16 protein-coding genes and 1 pseudogene are annotated in these 16,135 nt (G+C 64.5%); 12 read left to right on the top strand and 5 right to left on the bottom strand.

Going from position 1 to position 16,135, the window contains the following annotated elements:
• The first annotated feature begins 50 nt into the window (after positions 1-50).
• Both ACODSM_RS12265 and ACODSM_RS12270 read left to right on the top strand, forming a co-directional pair.
• A complete protein-coding gene (locus ACODSM_RS12265; RefSeq protein WP_209816220.1) occupies positions 51-536 on the top strand; it encodes a thioesterase family protein in 486 nt (161 codons plus the stop codon).
• A gap of 153 nt (positions 537-689) precedes the next feature.
• The gene (locus ACODSM_RS12270) at positions 690-1,250 is read left to right on the top strand and encodes a bactofilin family protein (protein ID WP_488805447.1); all 561 of its coding nucleotides are present in this window, start codon (positions 690-692) and stop codon (positions 1,248-1,250) included.
• A 73-nt stretch (positions 1,251-1,323) separates the two neighbouring features.
• Here the strand turns inward: ACODSM_RS12270 and ACODSM_RS12275 are convergent, their stop codons facing one another.
• Positions 1,324-1,746 carry an acyl-CoA thioesterase gene (locus ACODSM_RS12275; protein WP_015012492.1) on the bottom strand — a complete coding sequence of 141 codons (423 nt, stop codon included), beginning with the start codon at positions 1,744-1,746 and terminating at the stop codon, positions 1,324-1,326.
• 128 nt (positions 1,747-1,874) lie between these two features.
• Between ACODSM_RS12275 and ACODSM_RS12280 the strand changes: the two genes are divergently transcribed.
• The 3 genes from ACODSM_RS12280 to ACODSM_RS12290 all read left to right on the top strand — a co-directional run bounded on the left by ACODSM_RS12280 (position 1,875) and on the right by ACODSM_RS12290 (position 5,113).
• Positions 1,875-3,731 (top strand): ABCB family ABC transporter ATP-binding protein/permease, encoded by a 1,857-nt coding sequence (locus ACODSM_RS12280; RefSeq protein ID WP_488805448.1) that lies wholly within the window; start codon positions 1,875-1,877, stop codon positions 3,729-3,731.
• A 43-nt stretch (positions 3,732-3,774) separates the two neighbouring features.
• Positions 3,775-4,707 carry a 2-hydroxyacid dehydrogenase gene (locus ACODSM_RS12285; protein ID WP_043566012.1) on the top strand — a complete coding sequence of 311 codons (933 nt, stop codon included), beginning with the start codon at positions 3,775-3,777 and terminating at the stop codon, positions 4,705-4,707.
• 73 nt (positions 4,708-4,780) lie between these two features.
• Positions 4,781-5,113 carry a nucleotide pyrophosphohydrolase gene (locus tag ACODSM_RS12290; RefSeq protein ID WP_488805449.1) on the top strand — a complete coding sequence of 111 codons (333 nt, stop codon included), beginning with the start codon at positions 4,781-4,783 and terminating at the stop codon, positions 5,111-5,113.
• 178 nt (positions 5,114-5,291) lie between these two features.
• Here the strand turns inward: ACODSM_RS12290 and ACODSM_RS12295 are convergent, their stop codons facing one another.
• The 3 genes from ACODSM_RS12295 to ACODSM_RS12305 are packed head-to-tail and all read right to left on the bottom strand — an operon-like array spanning position 5,292 to position 8,218.
• Positions 5,292-6,329, bottom strand: a complete 1,038-nt coding sequence (locus ACODSM_RS12295; protein WP_422848697.1) for a DctP family TRAP transporter solute-binding subunit — start codon at positions 6,327-6,329, stop codon at positions 5,292-5,294.
• A 39-nt stretch (positions 6,330-6,368) separates the two neighbouring features.
• On the bottom strand, positions 6,369-7,667 hold the full coding sequence (locus ACODSM_RS12300) for a TRAP transporter large permease (RefSeq protein ID WP_110961432.1): 1,299 nt from the start codon (positions 7,665-7,667) through the stop codon (positions 6,369-6,371).
• On the bottom strand, positions 7,664-8,218 hold the full coding sequence (locus ACODSM_RS12305; RefSeq protein WP_110961431.1) for a TRAP transporter small permease: 555 nt from the start codon (positions 8,216-8,218) through the stop codon (positions 7,664-7,666). The genes ACODSM_RS12300 and ACODSM_RS12305 overlap by 4 nt, the downstream gene beginning before the upstream one ends.
• A 250-nt stretch (positions 8,219-8,468) precedes the next feature.
• Here ACODSM_RS12305 and ACODSM_RS12310 point away from each other — a divergent pair, with 250 nt between their 5' ends.
• The 6 genes from ACODSM_RS12310 (at position 8,469) to ACODSM_RS12335 (ending at position 13,808) form a co-directional block, all read left to right on the top strand.
• Entirely contained in the window at positions 8,469-9,401 is a 933-nt protein-coding gene (locus tag ACODSM_RS12310; protein ID WP_110961430.1) for a LysR family transcriptional regulator, read from the top strand.
• A gap of 181 nt (positions 9,402-9,582) precedes the next feature.
• A complete protein-coding gene (locus tag ACODSM_RS12315; protein ID WP_110961429.1) occupies positions 9,583-10,479 on the top strand; it encodes an amino acid ABC transporter substrate-binding protein in 897 nt (298 codons plus the stop codon).
• A gap of 117 nt (positions 10,480-10,596) precedes the next feature.
• Complete coding sequence (locus tag ACODSM_RS12320; RefSeq protein WP_060983901.1) at positions 10,597-11,496, top strand: amino acid ABC transporter substrate-binding protein; 900 nt, start codon at positions 10,597-10,599, stop codon at positions 11,494-11,496.
• A 108-nt stretch (positions 11,497-11,604) separates the two neighbouring features.
• Positions 11,605-12,363, top strand: a complete 759-nt coding sequence (locus tag ACODSM_RS12325) for an amino acid ABC transporter permease (RefSeq protein ID WP_015012502.1) — start codon at positions 11,605-11,607, stop codon at positions 12,361-12,363.
• Between the two features lies 1 nt (position 12,364).
• Positions 12,365-13,030, top strand: a complete 666-nt coding sequence (locus tag ACODSM_RS12330; RefSeq protein ID WP_015012503.1) for an amino acid ABC transporter permease — start codon at positions 12,365-12,367, stop codon at positions 13,028-13,030.
• A gap of 40 nt (positions 13,031-13,070) precedes the next feature.
• Positions 13,071-13,808 (top strand): amino acid ABC transporter ATP-binding protein, encoded by a 738-nt coding sequence (locus ACODSM_RS12335; RefSeq protein WP_015012504.1) that lies wholly within the window; start codon positions 13,071-13,073, stop codon positions 13,806-13,808.
• Between the two features lie 107 nt (positions 13,809-13,915).
• On the opposite strand, the gene ACODSM_RS12340 is transcribed toward ACODSM_RS12335, so the two are convergent.
• The gene (locus ACODSM_RS12340; RefSeq protein ID WP_309826671.1) at positions 13,916-14,836 is read right to left on the bottom strand and encodes a MurR/RpiR family transcriptional regulator; all 921 of its coding nucleotides are present in this window, start codon (positions 14,834-14,836) and stop codon (positions 13,916-13,918) included.
• 99 nt (positions 14,837-14,935) lie between these two features.
• On the opposite strand from ACODSM_RS12340, the pseudogene ACODSM_RS12345 reads away from it, so the two are divergent.
• Positions 14,936-16,104: pseudogene (locus ACODSM_RS12345) on the top strand (M20 family metallopeptidase).
• The last annotated feature ends 31 nt before the right edge of the window (positions 16,105-16,135 follow it).

Here is a 16,135-nt window from a genome sequence, read left to right on the forward strand (position 1 = left end):
CATCGGTCTCCGGCAGGCGCAACGCCCCGCCGGGCCGCCCACAGCACACCATGAGCAAAACCATTCCCTCCCAGCCCCAGGCTTTCGAGCCCGAGTTCATTGCCGGGCTCAAGTCCATCTTTGAAGAAAAGATCGTGTTCAACCAGGTCCTGGGGCTCAAGATCACCGCCCTGGCGCCTGACGGTGTGGTGGGCCGCATCGACATGAAGCCCGACCTGGTGGGGCACTACGCCTACAACCGCATTCATGGTGGCGTGATCAGTGCGGGGCTCGACGCCATGGGCGGCCTGGCCGTGATGGCTGCGATTGGCGCCAAGCACCTGGACGAGCCGCCCGAGCAGCGCCTGCACCGCTTTGCCAAGCTGGGCACCATCGACCTGCGCATCGACTACCTGCGCCCGGGCATCGGCAGCCACTTCGAGCTGCGCGCGCAGGTGCTGCGCCTGGGATCCCGTGTTGCCACCACGCGCATGGAGTTTCTCGGGCCAGACGGGCAGATCATGTCGGCGGGGGCGGCCGCGTACATCGTGTCCTGACCCGTGCGCCGTAGGGTGTAACGGCGGGATGTGTGATCCCGCAAGCCCTGCAAGCGCATGCAACCATCGAACCGTTTGGTTACGGTTCTTGCGTAACGAGGGCATTTTTTTGCGCGCCGCAAACCTAGCATGGCCTCTTTTCAAGGAGATCTGATGGCCGTGCAAAACCCCTTCTTTGGCAAGCGTGAACCCGAATCGTTCCAACCCCGCAGCAGCACCACCTCAGGCTCCGTATTGGGGAGCAATGCGGTGAACAACGGTGCCGCATCGGCACAGCCGGTGCCCCCAGCGGCAGCCCCCAAGCCCAGCAGCGCCAGCGACAGCTCAGGCAGCAAGCTCACGGTGGGCCCCAACATCAAGCTCAAGGGCGTGGAGATCACCGATTGCGACACGCTCGTGGTCGAGGGCACCGTCGAGGCCACGATGGACTCGCGCGTGATCCAGATTTCGGAGAACGGAGCGTTCAAGGGCTCGGCCGAGATCGACATTGCCGAGATCCACGGCGAGTTCAACGGCACGCTCACCGTGCGGCAGAAGCTCGTGATCTACAGCTCGGGCAAGGTCAATGGCAAGATCCGCTACGGCAAGCTCGTGGTGGAAGAGGGCGGCCAGCTGGCGGGTGAGATCGAGGCTGGGTTTTCTTCCTCCTCGTCCAGCAGTGCTCAGCGCGCCGCAGCGCCATTGAGGGCAGAGCCCGCCGCGTTGGCGGCCTGATCCAAGCCCTGGGCCGTTGCGCGGGTGGGCGCCGCCCGGCGCGGCCCACCCACCTGGGCTGCTACGAATCCGCTTACGCAGGCGCGTTGTGCTTGGGCACCGGGCGCGGCCTGCCCTGGTGGTCTATGGCGACATAGGTCAGGCGCGCTTCGGTCACCTTCACATACTGCCCCTGGGCAGAAAAACGCTCGGCATACACCTCCACCTCTACGGTGACCGAGGTGTTGCCCACCCGCGTGATGGCCGAGAAGAACGACAGGATGTCGCCCACGCGCACGGGCTGTTTGAAGATGAATTCATTGACCGCCACCGTGGCCATGCGGCCCTGGATGTAACGCGCAGGCAGCACGGAGCCCGCCAGGTCGACCTGCGCCATCACCCATCCGCCAAAGATGTCGCCATTGCCGTTCGTGTCGGCGGGCATGGGGATGACCTTGAGCACCAGCTCCTTGTCGGTGGGCAATGCGGCGGGTGGTGGGCTGAAAACAGCAGACATGGGCACAATCTCGGTTGGGGCTGAGCCAATCCTTGGTGAAACCGGTGGTTTCACCAGGCCTTGCGCCCCGAGAAAAACCACCTGGGCATCAGCCAGGTCGGTAAAAACAACAACCGGAATTGTCCCCCATGCGCCACCACGGCGAAACTGCCCCCACCGCTGCCGGTGCCACTGCCAGTGGCACGGCCGCCAGCCCCGCACCGGTCCAGTCGGACTGGGCCACCCTGCACCGATTGCTGCCCTACCTGTGGCAATACAAGTGGCGCGTGATCGCCGCCATCGTCTTCATGGTGGGCGCCAAGTTCGCCAACGTGGGCGTACCCATCCTGCTTAAGACGCTGGTCGATGCCATGAGCCTGAAGCCGGGTGACCCCACCGCGCTGCTGGTGGTGCCCGTGGGGCTGCTGGTGGCCTATGGCGCGCTGCGGTTGTCCACCTCGCTGTTCACCGAGCTGCGCGAGCTGGTGTTTGCCAAGGCCACCCAGGGCGCGGCGCGCTCGATTGCGCTGCAGACCTTTGAGCACCTGCATGCCCTGAGCCTGCGCTTTCACCTGGAGCGGCAGACCGGCGGCATGACGCGCGACATCGAGCGCGGTGTGCGCGGCATCGAGTCGCTGATCTCCTTCACCCTGTTCAACGTGGTGGCCACGCTGGTCGAGGTGGTGCTGGTGCTGTCGGTGCTGGCCATCAAGTTCGACGCCTGGTTTGCGTGGATCACGCTGGCGGCGTTGGCGCTGTACATCACCTTCACGGTGCTGGTGACCGAGTGGCGGACCCAGTTCCGCCGCGAGGCCAACGAGTTCGATTCGGCCGCGCATTCCAAGGCCGTGGACTCGCTGCTCAACTACGAGACGGTCAAGTACTTCAACAACGAAGGCTTTGAGGCCCGCCGCTACGACGAAAGCCTGGAGCGCCTGCGCCGAGCGCGCCTGAAGAGCCAGACCACGCTGTCCATGCTCAACACCGGCCAGCAGCTCATCATTGCCGTGGGCCTGGTGGCCATGCTGTGGCGCGCCACGCAGGGCGTGGTCGATGGTCGCATGACGCTGGGCGACCTGGTCATGGTCAACGCGTTCATGATCCAGCTCTACATCCCGCTCAACTTCCTGGGGGTGATCTACCGCGAGATCAAGCAAAGCCTCACCGACCTGGACAAGATGTTCACGCTGATGGACAAGGAGCGCGAGGTGGCCGATGCCCCCGGCGCCCAGCCGCTGGCGGGGCTGGACCAGCCCACCGTGCGCTTCGAGGACGTGGTGTTTGCCTACGATCCTGGCGTTATCAGCACTGGCGGGCGCACCATCCTGCAAGGCATCAGCTTCGAGATCCCTGCGGGCAAGACGGTGGCGGTGGTCGGCCCTTCGGGCTCGGGCAAGTCCACGCTGGCGCGGCTGCTGTTCCGCTTCTACGACATCCAGCAGGGCCGCATCACGATTGCGGGGCAGGAGATCCGCAGCGTGACGCAGGCCAGCGTGCGCCAGGCCATTGGCATCGTGCCGCAGGACACCGTGCTGTTCAACGACACCGTGGCCTACAACATTGCCTACGGCCGCCCCGGTGCCACGCAGGACGAGATCGAAGCCGCTGCCCGCGCCGCGCGCATCCACGACTTCATCGCCAGCACGCCCAAGGGTTACGCCACCATGGTGGGCGAGCGCGGGCTCAAGCTCTCGGGCGGCGAAAAGCAGCGGGTGGCGATTGCGCGCACCCTGCTCAAGAACCCGCCCATCCTGATCTTTGACGAAGCCACCAGCGCGCTGGACTCCGCCAACGAGCGCGCCATCCAGGCCGAGCTGCAGGGCGTGGCGCAGAACAAGACCACGCTGGTGATTGCCCACCGCCTGTCCACGGTGGTGGAAGCGCACGAGATCCTGGTCATGGACGCGGGCCGCATCATCGAACGCGGCACGCACGCGCAGCTGCTGGCCTTGGGGGGCCGCTACGCGAGCATGTGGTCCCTCCAGCAAAGCGATGCCTCCGCTTGAACCGCGTCTTTCTCTCTTTCATTTGTTTCGCGATTTGTCATCCATGAAGCCCGTCCTTCTCGCCCTCATGTTTTTGTCTGAAGAGCACATCGCCCAGATGGCCCAGACCTTTGAAGTGATCTACGCCCCTGACGCGCCGCAGGCCGCCGCTGCCATCGCGCAGCACGGCAGCCGCGTGCGGGTCGTGCTCACCATCGGCTCGGTGGGCCTGAGCCCGGCGCAGATCGATGCGCTGCCCGCGCTCACCCTCATCTGCGCACTGGGCGCAGGCTACGAGAACGTGGCGGTGGCCCATGCCAAGGCGCGCGGCATTGTGGTGGCCACCGGTGCAGGCACCAACGACGACTGCGTGGCCGACCACACCTGGGGCCTGCTGATTGCCGCACAGCGCCGCATCCTGCCGCTGGACAAGGCCACCCGCGCAGGCATCTGGCGCACCGCTTTGCCGCTGCCCCCCAATGTGTCGCACAAGCGCCTGGGCATCATCGGCCTGGGCACCATTGGCAAGAAGATTGCGCAGCGCGCCCTGGGCTTCGAGATCGAGGTGGGCTACCACAACCGCAGCGCCCGCACCGATGTGCCTTACCGCTACTTTGCCGATGTGGCAGCGCTGGTCGAGTGGGCAGACTTTCTTGTCATCGCCACGCCCGGGGGGGCGGGTACCAAGCATCTGGTCAACGCAGATGTGTTGAATGCGCTGGGCCCGCGTGGCGTGGTGGTCAACATCGCGCGCGGCAGCGTGATCGACACCGCTGCCCTGGCCGCAGCCCTGCGCGAAGGCCGCATCGCCGCAGCGGGCCTGGATGTGTACGAGAGCGAGCCCGCGCCCCCGGCCGAGCTGCTGGACCTGGACAACGTGGTGCTCACACCGCACGTGGCGGGCTGGTCGCCCGAGGCCGTGCAGGCCTCGGTAGACCGGTTCATGGAGAACGCCCGGCGCCACCTGGCGGGCGAGGCACCGGTCACGCCGGTGTGATGGGTTTCAGGTATTTCAGGCCGCTAGCGCAGGTGGAATATTCGCTTGTAGCTATTGAATCAGGAGCAATGGAATGTCTGTCGATCTGACGGCGCTGCAGGCCCGGTTGCGCGCATTTGCGGCAGAGCGGCAGTGGCAGCCGTTCCACACCCCCAAGAACCTGGCAATGGCGCTGATGGTCGAGGCGGCCGAGCTGGCCGAGATCTTTCAGTGGATGACGCCGGAGCAGTCGCTCGCCGTGCGTGAGGACCCGGCGCTGAAGGAGCCCATTGCCGATGAGGTGGCCGACGTGCTGCTGTACCTGCTGCAGCTCGCGGACCACGCGGGCGTGGACCTGGCCGAGGCAGTGGAGCACAAGCTGCGCAAAAACGCGGTCAAGCACACAGTTCCCGATGATTTGAAGTGAAAGCGGCCGGTAGCGCTAGTGCAATATGCATTAGGTGCTATCAAATGAATAGTGAAATCGCGGGCGCTTCCCCAGCTGTCGCTTTCGCGCCCGCCCAGCAAAAAGCCCCGCCATGGCGGGGCTTTGGCAAACACCGGGCGACTGTCGCGCACCGGTAACGGACGGACCCACTCAAGGGTCACTTCTTGCGTGCAGCAATGGCCTTCTCGGCAGAGCCCACGAGGTCGGCGCCGATCTGGCCCTTCCACTTTTCGTACACGGGGCGCGTGGCCTTCACGAACGCGTCGCGCTCGGCGGCGGACAGCTGCGTGACGGTCACGCCGTTGGCCGCGATTTCCTTGAGCAGGGGCTTGTCGGCCTCGACCATGCCTTTGCGGGCAATAGCGATTTCTTCCTTGCCGGCGTCGATGGCGGCCTGCTTCACGATCTCACGGTCCGCAGGGGTCCATGAAGCCCAGATGTCCTTGTTCACCACGAAAACCAGCGGGTCGTTCACGTAGCCCCACATGGTGATGTGCTTCTGAGCCACGGTGTGCAGCTTGGCGGCCTGATACACGGCGATGGGGTTCTCCTGGCCGTCCACGGCGCCGCTGGCAAACGCGGGCTGTGCATCGGCCCAGCTCATCTGCGTGGGGTTGGCGCCCAGCGCGGTGAAGGTGTCCAGGAACAGGGGCGAGCCCACAACGCGGATCTTCAGGCCCTTGAGGTCGGCAGGGCTCTTGATGGCCAGCTTGGAGTTGGAGATTTCGCGGTAGCCGTTTTCACCCCAGGCGAGGGGCACGACGCCTGCCTTCTCCAGCGTGGTGAAGATCTGCTTGCCCACATCACCCTGCGTCACCGCGTCCACAGCGGCGTAGTCAGGGAACAGGAAGGGCAGGGAGAACAGGTTGAGCTGCTTGACCTGGGGCGACCAGTTGATGGTGGAGCCCACGGCCATGTCGATCACGCCCTGGCGCAGCGCGCTGAACTCGCGCGTCTGGTCGCCCTGGATCAGCGACACGCCGGGGTAGAGCTTGATGTTGATGCGGCCATTGGTGCGCTCGCGCACCTTGTTGGCCCACAGCTCGCCGCCCTTGCCCCAGGGGAAGGCCGTGCCCAGCACCAGCGACATGCGGTATTCGCTCTTGTACGCGGTTTGCGCGATGGCAGCCGGTGCAGTGAAGGCAAGGGCAGCGGCAGCGGCCACGGCCGAAGTGAGGAAGGTGCGCAGTTTCATGGGTTGTCTCCTTGTTGGATGGATGGGTGAGAGTAGAAATCAGTAGCCAAGCTGCTGCGGCAGCCAGAGCGCAATCGACGGGAACACGACGACCAGCAGCATGGCCAGCGTCATGGCCAGCACCAGCCAGATGACCCAGCGCGTGGTCTGCTCCATGCGCACGTTGGCGATCTTGCTGGACACCATCAGGTTCACCGCCATGGGTGGGGTGAACTGGCCGATGGCCACAGTGAGCGTGAGCACCACGCCAAACCAGACCACGTCCCACTGGTAGTGCTGCATGATGGGCATGAGCAAGGGCACAAAGATCAGGAAGATGGAGATGCCATCCAGGAACATGCCGGCGATCAGCAGCAAGACGATCAGCGCGCCGAGCACCCCCTGTTCGCTCAGCCCGGACTGCACGATGGCGCGTGTGATGGGGTCGATGACTCCCAGGGTGGACAGCGAGAACGCAAAGATGCCTGCCAGCGACACCACCACGAGGATCACTGCGGACAGCTCGCCCGCCTCCCGCAAGATGGTGAACAGGTCGCGCACACGAATCGTGCGGTGGATGCACATGCCCACAAACAGCCCGTAGAACACGGCCACCACCGCGGCCTCGGTGGGGGTGAACCAGCCCGCACGCATGCCGCCAAGAATCACCACGGGCGCGGCCAGTCCCCAGGACGCCTCGCGCAGGCTGCGCCAGAAAGGCGGGCGCGGCATGTCGGCCTCTGCGGCGCCCATCTTGTGGCGGCGGGCCAGCCACACGGCCGGCACGATCAACGCAAGGCCCGCCAGGATGCCAGGGAACATGCCTGCAGCGAAGAGTGCGGGCACCGAGGCGCCCGGCACCAGCACCGAGTACACGATGAACGCGACCGATGGCGGAATGAGAATGTCGGTGGCGGCGGCACCGGCCACCACGCTGGCCGAGTAGGCGGCGGGATACCCGGCGCGTGCCATGGCTGCGATCATCACCCCACCCACGGCAGCGGCGGTCGCAGGGCCCGAGCCCGAGATGCCGCCCAGGAACATGGCCACAGCAATCGCCACCAGCGGCAGCATGCCAGGCCCCCGGCCCACGATGGACACGGCAAAGTTCACCAGCCGCAGTGCCACGCCCGAGCGGTCGAAGATCGAGCCCACCAGTACAAACATTGGGATGGCGAGCAGCGGGTATTTGCCCAGGCCGGCGTAAAAGTTCTGTGGCACCGCCAGCAGACCGAACCAGGGCGCCTCGGCATTGGCGATGGCGATGGCGGTAGCACCCGCCAGGCCCAGCGCCGCGCCAATCGGCACGCCCAGAAACATCATGCCCAGAAAGGCGACAAACAGCAGGGTCGCGATCATGGGCGGGCTCCCTGTTCCGCCGATGCGCGCCGCAGCCGGGCGAACAGTTGCAAGGCCCTTGCCGTGGTCAGCGCGCACAGCACCGGCAGCCAGACCGAGTACCACCACTGCGGCACGCCGATGCCGGGGGAGGTTTCTTCAAACCGGTAGTCGTCCCACACCACGCGGATGCTGAGCACCGTGATGAGTGCAAACAGCAGGGCCACCATCAAGGCGCCGAACTGCGCCAGCACCTGGCGCCGGCGCTCGGAGCCGCCATCGGCAAAGAACTCGATACGGATGTGCAACTGCCGCGCCACGGCGGCGGAGCCGCCGACCATGGCCAGCACGATCATCAGGAACACCGAAATTTCTTCGGTCCACGCAAACGATGCATCGGTGAAATAGCGCACCACCACGTTCACGAAGGTGATGAGCGCCAGGGCGGCCATGGTCAAGACGATGAGCCAGTCTTCCAGGCGCAGGGAGCGGGGTTCGTCGAGGGGGGCACTGGGCGCCGCAGCAGGCACTGGAGGCGCAGCAGATGGCCCTTCAGGAGTGGAGGTGGACATGAACGCGGGGAGTCAGAAGAACAGAGGGCCGATGCCGATCTTGCTGCCCGGCGGCGTTGTGCACCTGGGGCGTTGACCGATGATGAGGCGGGATAGACGCGCTGGGTATTATGCGTCGCTTGCTAAGCATGCACAGCATTGGTGCGGTGCCGCAAACGCGGGCGCGGCCTCTGTCGATGCGCCGCGCGCTCTGTAGAAACCCTCATGCCGGCGGCCAGCAGGCTCCAGCCCGCGCGCGGATAATGCGCCGATGGAAACCAAGTGGCTTGAAGATTTCGTCAGTCTTGCGGAAACCCGCAGCTTCAGCCGGTCAGCGCAGCTGCGGCATGTGACCCAGCCCGCGTTCTCGCGGCGGATCCAGGCGCTGGAGGCCTGGGCCGGCACCGATCTGGTGGACCGCAGCTCCTACCCCACCCGGCTGACCCCCGCCGGCAAAACCCTCTACGACCAGGCCCTGGAGATGCTCCAGTCGCTGCAGAACACGCGCGCCATGCTGCGCGCGCACACCAGCGCGGGCAAGGACATGATCGAGTTTGCTGTGCCACACACGCTGGCGTTCACGTTCTTTCCGGCCTGGGTGTCCAGCCTGCATGACAAGTTCGGCCCGTTCAAAAGCCGCCTGATTGCGCTGAATGTGCACGACGCCGTGATGCGGCTGGTGGAGGGCGGTTGCGATTTGCTGATTGCCTACCACCACCCTTCGCAGCCGTTTCAGCTCGATGCCGACCGCTATGAAATGGTCAGCCTGGGGCAGGAGGTGCTGTCGCCCTACAGCAAGGCCGACGCTGACGGCCAGCCCGTGCACCGCCTGCCGGGCCGCGCGGGGCAGCCGCTGCCCTACCTGGGCTACGCGCCCGGTGCTTACCTCGGGCGGGTGACCGAACTTATCCTCAAGCAGTCGCAGACACCCATCCACCTGGAGCGCGTGTACGAGACCGACATGGCCGAGGGCCTCAAGGCCATGGCGCTGGAAGGGCACGGCGTGGCCTTCTTGCCCCACAGCGCCGTGAAGAAGGAACTGCGCTCGCGCCGCCTCGTCAGTGCCGCGCCCCCGGACGCTGAAGGCTTGCAAATGACCATGGATGTGCGCGCCTACCGCGAAAAGCCCAATGGCAAGGACACCCCCAAAGGCACCGCGCAGGCGCTGTGGAGCTACCTGCAGGCCCAAGCGGCCTCATGCTAAGGGTAAATACGGACATAAACAGTTTGCATAGTTGTGCGCGCAAACGGCATTGGAATTTCACCGTAACGACACGTACAGTCTGCGCCATCGCCGGATCGGTGGACAGCAGCGTGTGCCTTGGCAGGGCCCCACGGTGGCACGAAGATTGCAAACCCGGTTCATTCCTTCACAGAGGCATCGTATGAAAGTTCAGCATTGGGGATTGGCCTGGGGCCTCGCAGCACTGTGCTGTGCGGTCGGTGCGTCTGCGCAGGCCAGCGTGCTGGAGCGCGTGGCTGGCGGTGGCAAGCTGGTCATTGCCTACCGTGAATCCTCGGTGCCTTTCTCTTATGTCGACAGCCAGTCGGGCAAGCCCGTGGGCTACGCGCTGGACCTGTGCCTGCGCATGGCCGAGCTGGTGCGCAAGAAGACCGGCAAGAAGGACATGGAGGTCGAGATGGTGCCCGTCACCCCGGCCAACCGCATCGCCATGATCGAACAGGGCAAGGCCGACATGGAGTGTGGCTCCACCACCAACAACGCCGAGCGGCGCCAGAAGGTGGCCTTCACCATCCCTCATTTCATCACCGGTGCGCGTCTCCTGGTCAAGGCGGCCAGCCCCATCGACAAGGTGGAGGACCTCAATGGCAAGAAGCTGGTCTCCACCAAAGGCACCACGCCCCTGAAGGCGGCCGACCAAGCCAACCGCGAACGGCTGATGGGTATCACCATCGTGGAGGCCCCCGACCATGCCAAGGCTGTGGAGATGGTGGAAAAGGGCGAGGCCGACGCGTTTGTGATGGACGACGTGCTGCTGTACGGCCTGGCAGCAGGTCGGCCCGACCCCAAGGCGCTCAAGGTGGTGGGCCGCTTCATGACGACCGAGCCGCTGGCCATCATGCTGCCCAAGAATGACCCCGAGTTCAAAAAGCTGGTGGACGAGGAAATGCGCCGCCTGATCACCAGCCGCGAGATTTATCCGATTTACGACAAGTGGTTCAACAAACCCATTCCGCCCAACAACACGGTGCTGAACCTGCCGGTCAGTTACTTGTTGCGCGACTTCTGGAAATACCCTACCGACCAGGTCCCGTTCTGACTAATATCCCTGGTTGCGAGTTACCCCTTTTTGGAGTGCGGTCCTGACCGGAGACCCCGGGCAGGCCCCTGTCTCTAAAATCCCCCCCTTTTTCGTTTTCAACACAAGGAGATCCCTATGAAGAAACATTTGCTCGCGGTTGCCGTGACCGCCTTGGCTGCTGGCAGCGTATTTGCCCAGGCCAATGACACTCTGGCCAAGATCAAGGCCTCCGGCAGCGTGACGCTCGGCGTGCGCGAGTCTTCGGGTCTTTCGTACACGCTGGGCAACGGCAAGTACGTGGGTTTCCACACCGAAATGGGTGAAATCGTCCTGCACGACATCCAGAAGCAGCTGGGCCTGGCCAAGCTGGACATCAAGTACCAGCCCGTGACCTCGCAGAACCGCATCCCCCTGGTGACCAACGGCACCGTGGACCTGGAGTGCGGCTCCACCACCAACAACGCCGCCCGCCAGAAGGACGTGGCTTTTGCCGTGACCACCTACGTGGAAGAAGTGCGCACCGTGGTGAAGGCCAATTCGGGCATCAACTCCATCAAGGACCTGAACGGCAAGACCGTGGCCACCACCACCGGTACGACCTCCGTGCAGACCCTGCGCAAGCACGAACGTGCAGGCGGCATCGATTTCAAGGAAGTGTTCGGCAAGGACCACGCTGACAGCTTCCTGATGCTGGAAACCGGCCGCGCTGACGCGTTCGTGATGGACGGCTCCATCCTGGCTGCCAACATCTCCAAGTCCAAGAACCCCGCCGACTACAAGATCGTTGGTGAAGTTCTGAGCGTGGAACCCATCGCCTGCATGCTGCGCAAGGACGACCCTGCCTTCAAGAAGGCCGTGGACGATTCCATCAAGCGCCAGATCGCTGATGGCTCGCTGGCCAAGCTGTACGACAAGTGGTTCATGCAACCCGTGCCACCGACCAACACCAAGATCGGTCTGCCCATGTCTGAAGCCACCAAGGCAGCCTGGGCCAACCCCAACGACAAGCCCATGGAAGACTACGCCAAGAAGTAATCTTCGCAACGCTTGTGCCCCTTCGGCCAACCGGTTTGAAGGGGCTTTTTTGTTGGGTGGGCCAAGGGTGGCGCCCAACGCATAACCAAAATTTGAAGGGGTGCTCCTATGAGTTGGGATTGGCAGGTGTTCTGCCAGGACACCATGGACCGGGAAGTCGTGCAAAGCTGCTTTGGCAAGGGCGGCGACATCACGTACCTGGACTGGATGCTGTCGGCCTGGGGCTGGACCGTGTCCGTTTCGCTGCTGGCGCTGCTGCTGGCACTTGTGTTGGGTTCCATCATCGGTACGCTGCGCACGTTGCAGGACCGTCCGATGATCGTTCGGCTGGGTAATGCCTGGGTCGAGCTGTTTCGCAATATTCCGCTGCTGGTGCAGATTTTCCTCTGGTACCACGTGCTGCCCACCCTGTTCCCGGTGCTGCGCGGCGTGCCCGGTTTTGCGCTGGTGGTGTTGGCGTTGGGTTTCTTTACCTCGGCGCGTATCGCCGAGCAGGTGCGCTCGGGCATTCAGGCCCTGCCACGCGGCCAGCGTTACGCCGGCATGGCCATGGGGTTCACCACGTTCCAGACTTACCGCTATGTGCTGCTGCCCATGGCGTTTCGCATCATCATTCCGCCGCTGACCAGCGAGACGATGAACATCTTCAAGAACTCGTCCGTGGCGTTTGCCGTGTCGGTGGCCGAACTCACCATGTTCGCCATGCAGGCGCAGGAAGAAACCTCGCGCGGCATCGAGGTGTACCTGGCGGTGACTACGCTGTACATCCTCTCGGCGTTTGCCATCAACCGCATCATGGCCTTCATTGAAAAGCGTGCGCGCATCCCGGGCATGGTCGTGAGTGGCGCGGCCGGAGGGGGGCATTGATATGAATCTCGATTTCTCCTTCTACAACTGGGACCTGATCTCCAACTTCGTGCTCAAGGGGCTGTATTTCAGCCTGATCCTCACGCTGGTGGCGACCGTAGGCGGCGTGCTGTTCGGCACCGTGCTGGCGCTCATGCGCCTATCGGGCAAGAAGTGGCTGGATGTGCCCGCCACCATCTACGTCAACGGCATGCGCTCCATCCCGCTGGTGATGGTGATCCTGTGGTTCTTCCTGCTGGTGCCGGCCATCATCGGCCGCCCCATCGGCGCAGAAGTGTCGGCGGTCATCACCTTCATCGCCTTCGAGGCGGCGTACTTCAGCGAAATCATGCGCGCGGGTATCCAGTCCATCCCGCGCGGCCAGGTGTATGCAGGCCAGGCGCTGGGCATGACCTACGGCCAGAACATGAAGCTGGTGGTGCTGCCCCAGGCGTTCCGCAACATGCTGCCCGTGCTGCTCACGCAGACCATCATCCTGTTCCAGGACACGTCGCTGGTCTATGCCATTGGCGCCTACGACATGCTCAAGGGCTTTGAAGTGGCAGGTAAGAACTTTGGCCGTCCGATCGAGGCGTACCTGGCGGCTGCGGTTCTGTACTTCGTGATGTGCTACGCGCTGTCCTGGATGGTCAAGCGCCTGCACCAGAAGATCGCGATCATCCGCTGATCGACGCTGGTGCAAAAGAGATTGGATTGAGGAAAAAGAAATGATCGAACTCAAGAACGTATCCAAGTGGTATGGCCCGGTGCAGGTGCTCAACGAGTGCTCGGCCACCATCAACAAGGGTGAAGTGGTGGTGGTGTGCGGCCCGTCGGGCTCCGGCAAGTCCACGCTCATCAAGACCATCAATGCGCTCGAACCCTTCCAGAAGGGCGAGATCACGGTCGATGGCGTGAAGCTGCACGACCCCAGCACCAACCTGCCCAAGCTGCGCAGCCGCGTGGGCATGGTGTTCCAGCACTTCGAGCTGTTCCCCCACCTGTCGGTGACGGACAACCTGACCATCGCTCAGATCAAGGTGCTGGGCCGCAGCGCGGACGACGCCAAGAAGCGCGGCCTCAAGATGCTGGAGCGCGTGGGCCTGATTGCGCACAAGGACAAGTTCCCCGGCCAGCTCTCGGGCGGCCAGCAGCAGCGAGTGGCCATCGCGCGCGCTCTCTCCATGGACCCCATCGTGATGCTGTTCGACGAACCCACGTCGGCGCTCGACCCCGAAATGGTCGGCGAAGTGCTGGACGTGATGGTGGGCCTGGCCAACGAAGGCATGACCATGATGTGCGTGACCCACGAAATGGGCTTTGCGCGCAAGGTGAGCAACCGCGTGATCTTCATGGACGTGGGCGGCAAGATCCTGGAAGACTGCTCGAAGGACGAGTTCTTCAACAACCCCGATGCGCGCCAGCCCCGCACCAAGGACTTTCTCAACAAGATCCTGCAGCACTGAACGCTGCCTTGCACTCCGCGTCGTACGGCGCGGTGCCAATAAAGAGCGCTCCTCGGAGCGCTTTTTATTTATGACCCCCCGGTTGCTGGAGACACGTGCTGCGTGGGCTAGCGCTTGCCCCTTCGACCGGCGGGCGAAGGGCCTTCCACGATGAGCTGGGACTCAAAATCCGTCCACAGGTCGTCGCGCCGTTTCAGCGCTTCGGACACCGCCTTGTGCCGCAGCTGCGCCACGGCCGACACCAACGCATTGCACAGGAAGAACGCGGCGGTGTACGAGTCAAACGGCGACGCGTTGGACGTGCGCACCTGCAGCCGGTGGTGGGACAGCGCGGCCAAGGGCGCAGCGGCGCTGTCGGTGATGGCCAGCACCTGGGCGCCCGCGTCGCGAAAGCGCTGCGCCACTTTCACCGGCCCGCTCGCGTAGCGGCGAATGCTGAAGACCAGCAGGGCGTCCTCAGGCTGAATCCACAGCAGCTGGTCGGTGGCGTCCACCGCGCCAGCCCCCAGCTCGTGCACGCCGGGGCGGCACATGTTCAGGTGCAGCGCCAGCCAGGCGGCCACCGGGGCGCTGTTGATCTGCGCCAGCACAAAAATGCGGCCCTTGCCCTGCGCGATGCGCGCCACCATGGCCTCGAAGGCCGCCATGTCCAGCCCATCGCGTGTGGTGGTGAGGTTGTGCTGGTCGTGCAGCAGCGCATCGTCCACGCACTGCTGCAGGCTGCGCCGGGTGCCGATGGTGACGGGGGCACGCTGCCCGGCCGTTTGCAGCAGGGCGGTGACCTCGGCCCGCGCCTCGCGCTGCGCCTCGGCATAGCTGCCGTAGCCCAGCTTGGCAAACAGCCGCACCACGGTCGACGCACTGGTGCCTGTGCGGGCCGCGAGGGCCGTGGCGGACTCCAGCAGGGCATGGGGGTAGTCACGCCCCAGCGCCTCGGCCAACGCACGTTCGCTGGCGGTCAGGTCGGCGTCCTGGCGGGCCAGCCGCTCGGTCAGCAAGGCGGTGGATTCCTGCAATGATGATTTCATAAAATACTCAATCGTGCAAAATACGTTGCAAAACCCGGAGTCGCATGCAACACTGCGACCCAAATTTTGCCCCCACCCGGGCATTGCCCAAGGACAAAGATGCTCAATACCCCGAACGAAAGCCGACTGCCGGTGCATGCTCAGGTGCTGGACTGGCTGGCCCGGCAGCAGCAGGCCATGCAAGACCTGTTGCAAAAAGTGGTCAACATCGAGAGCGGCAGCCGCAATGAAGCGGGCGTGACGGCGGTGGCGCATGCTTTGGCCGAGCGCCTGCAGGCGGCCGGTGTGCCCGTGCAGTTCGAGCCCGTGCCCGGCTATGGCGTGCTGCTGCACGCGCAGGTCAACCCGGCAGAGGGCGCTGCAGCCGATGGCGCACCCATCATCCTCATGGGGCACATGGATACGGTGTTTCCCGATGGCACGGTGGCCAAGCGCCCCTACCGCGAAGAAGCGGGGCGCGCCTATGGCCCCGGCGTGGCCGACATGAAGTCGGGCCTGGTGCTCAACGTGTTTGTCGCCGAGGCCTTTGCACGCTGCGGTGGGCTGAAGGCCCCGCTGCACCTGTTCTTCTCGTGCGACGAAGAGGTCGGATCGCCCGCCACGCGCGATCTCATCATGGCCCGCGTGCGGTGTTCAATGCCGAGCCCGGCCGCGTGAGCGGCAACGTGGTCACCAGCCGCAAGGGCTCGATGGTGGTGGAATTCGAGGTGCAGGGCGTGGCCGCACATGCGGGCATCAACCACGCCGCAGGCGCCAGCGCCATTGACGCCCTGGCGCGCAAGACCCTGGCGCTGCACGCGCTGACCGACACTGCCACGGGCATCACCTGCAACGTGGGCGTGGTGCAGGGCGGCATCGTGCCCAACATGGTGGCCCCTCACGCGCGTGCCGAGGTGGACTTGCGCTTCACGGCCGACACCAACCTCGACGACCTGCTGGAGCGCGTGCGCGCCATCGTCGAAGAGGAGTCCGTGCCCCGCACCCAGGGCCGCATCACCACCACGCGCCGCTCCCTGCCCATGAAGCCCACGCCCGACTACCTGCTGGCGCTGTACCAGCAGGGCGCCCGTTCACTGGGCTTTGAGGTGCAAGGTGAGTTCACCGGCGGCGCGGCCGACAGCGGCCTCACCGCCTCGGTGGGCGTGCCCACCCTGTGCGCCACCGGCCCCGTGGGCGGCCACCCGCACACCGAACGCGAGTACTGCGAGCTGTCCACCTTCGTGCCCCGCGCACAAGCCGTGGCACTGGCCGTGCTGGCACACCCCTGATTCTTTCCGTTCCTGTTGGACCTGTTTTGAC

This window comes from Acidovorax sp. FG42 (genome assembly GCF_057809195.1).

Excerpts from the sequence above, each read along its gene's own strand:
- ACODSM_RS12290 (WP_488805449.1), top strand. The coding sequence starts at position 4,781 with ATGTCTGTCGATCTGACGGCGCTGCAGGCCCGGTTGCGCGCATTTGCG.
- ACODSM_RS12295 (WP_422848697.1), bottom strand. The coding sequence starts at position 6,329 with ATGAAACTGCGCACCTTCCTCACTTCGGCCGTGGCCGCTGCCGCTGCC.
- ACODSM_RS12280 (WP_488805448.1), top strand. The coding sequence starts at position 1,875 with ATGCGCCACCACGGCGAAACTGCCCCCACCGCTGCCGGTGCCACTGCC.
- ACODSM_RS12275 (WP_015012492.1), bottom strand. The coding sequence starts at position 1,746 with ATGTCTGCTGTTTTCAGCCCACCACCCGCCGCATTGCCCACCGACAAG.
- ACODSM_RS12330 (WP_015012503.1), top strand. The coding sequence starts at position 12,365 with ATGAATCTCGATTTCTCCTTCTACAACTGGGACCTGATCTCCAACTTC.
- ACODSM_RS12285 (WP_043566012.1), top strand. The coding sequence starts at position 3,775 with ATGAAGCCCGTCCTTCTCGCCCTCATGTTTTTGTCTGAAGAGCACATC.
- ACODSM_RS12305 (WP_110961431.1), bottom strand. The coding sequence starts at position 8,218 with ATGTCCACCTCCACTCCTGAAGGGCCATCTGCTGCGCCTCCAGTGCCT.
- ACODSM_RS12335 (WP_015012504.1), top strand. The coding sequence starts at position 13,071 with ATGATCGAACTCAAGAACGTATCCAAGTGGTATGGCCCGGTGCAGGTG.
- ACODSM_RS12325 (WP_015012502.1), top strand. The coding sequence starts at position 11,605 with ATGAGTTGGGATTGGCAGGTGTTCTGCCAGGACACCATGGACCGGGAA.
- ACODSM_RS12340 (WP_309826671.1), bottom strand. The coding sequence starts at position 14,836 with ATGAAATCATCATTGCAGGAATCCACCGCCTTGCTGACCGAGCGGCTG.
- ACODSM_RS12265 (WP_209816220.1), top strand. The coding sequence starts at position 51 with ATGAGCAAAACCATTCCCTCCCAGCCCCAGGCTTTCGAGCCCGAGTTC.
- ACODSM_RS12270 (WP_488805447.1), top strand. The coding sequence starts at position 690 with ATGGCCGTGCAAAACCCCTTCTTTGGCAAGCGTGAACCCGAATCGTTC.
- ACODSM_RS12300 (WP_110961432.1), bottom strand. The coding sequence starts at position 7,667 with ATGATCGCGACCCTGCTGTTTGTCGCCTTTCTGGGCATGATGTTTCTG.
- ACODSM_RS12310 (WP_110961430.1), top strand. The coding sequence starts at position 8,469 with ATGGAAACCAAGTGGCTTGAAGATTTCGTCAGTCTTGCGGAAACCCGC.
- ACODSM_RS12315 (WP_110961429.1), top strand. The coding sequence starts at position 9,583 with ATGAAAGTTCAGCATTGGGGATTGGCCTGGGGCCTCGCAGCACTGTGC.
- ACODSM_RS12320 (WP_060983901.1), top strand. The coding sequence starts at position 10,597 with ATGAAGAAACATTTGCTCGCGGTTGCCGTGACCGCCTTGGCTGCTGGC.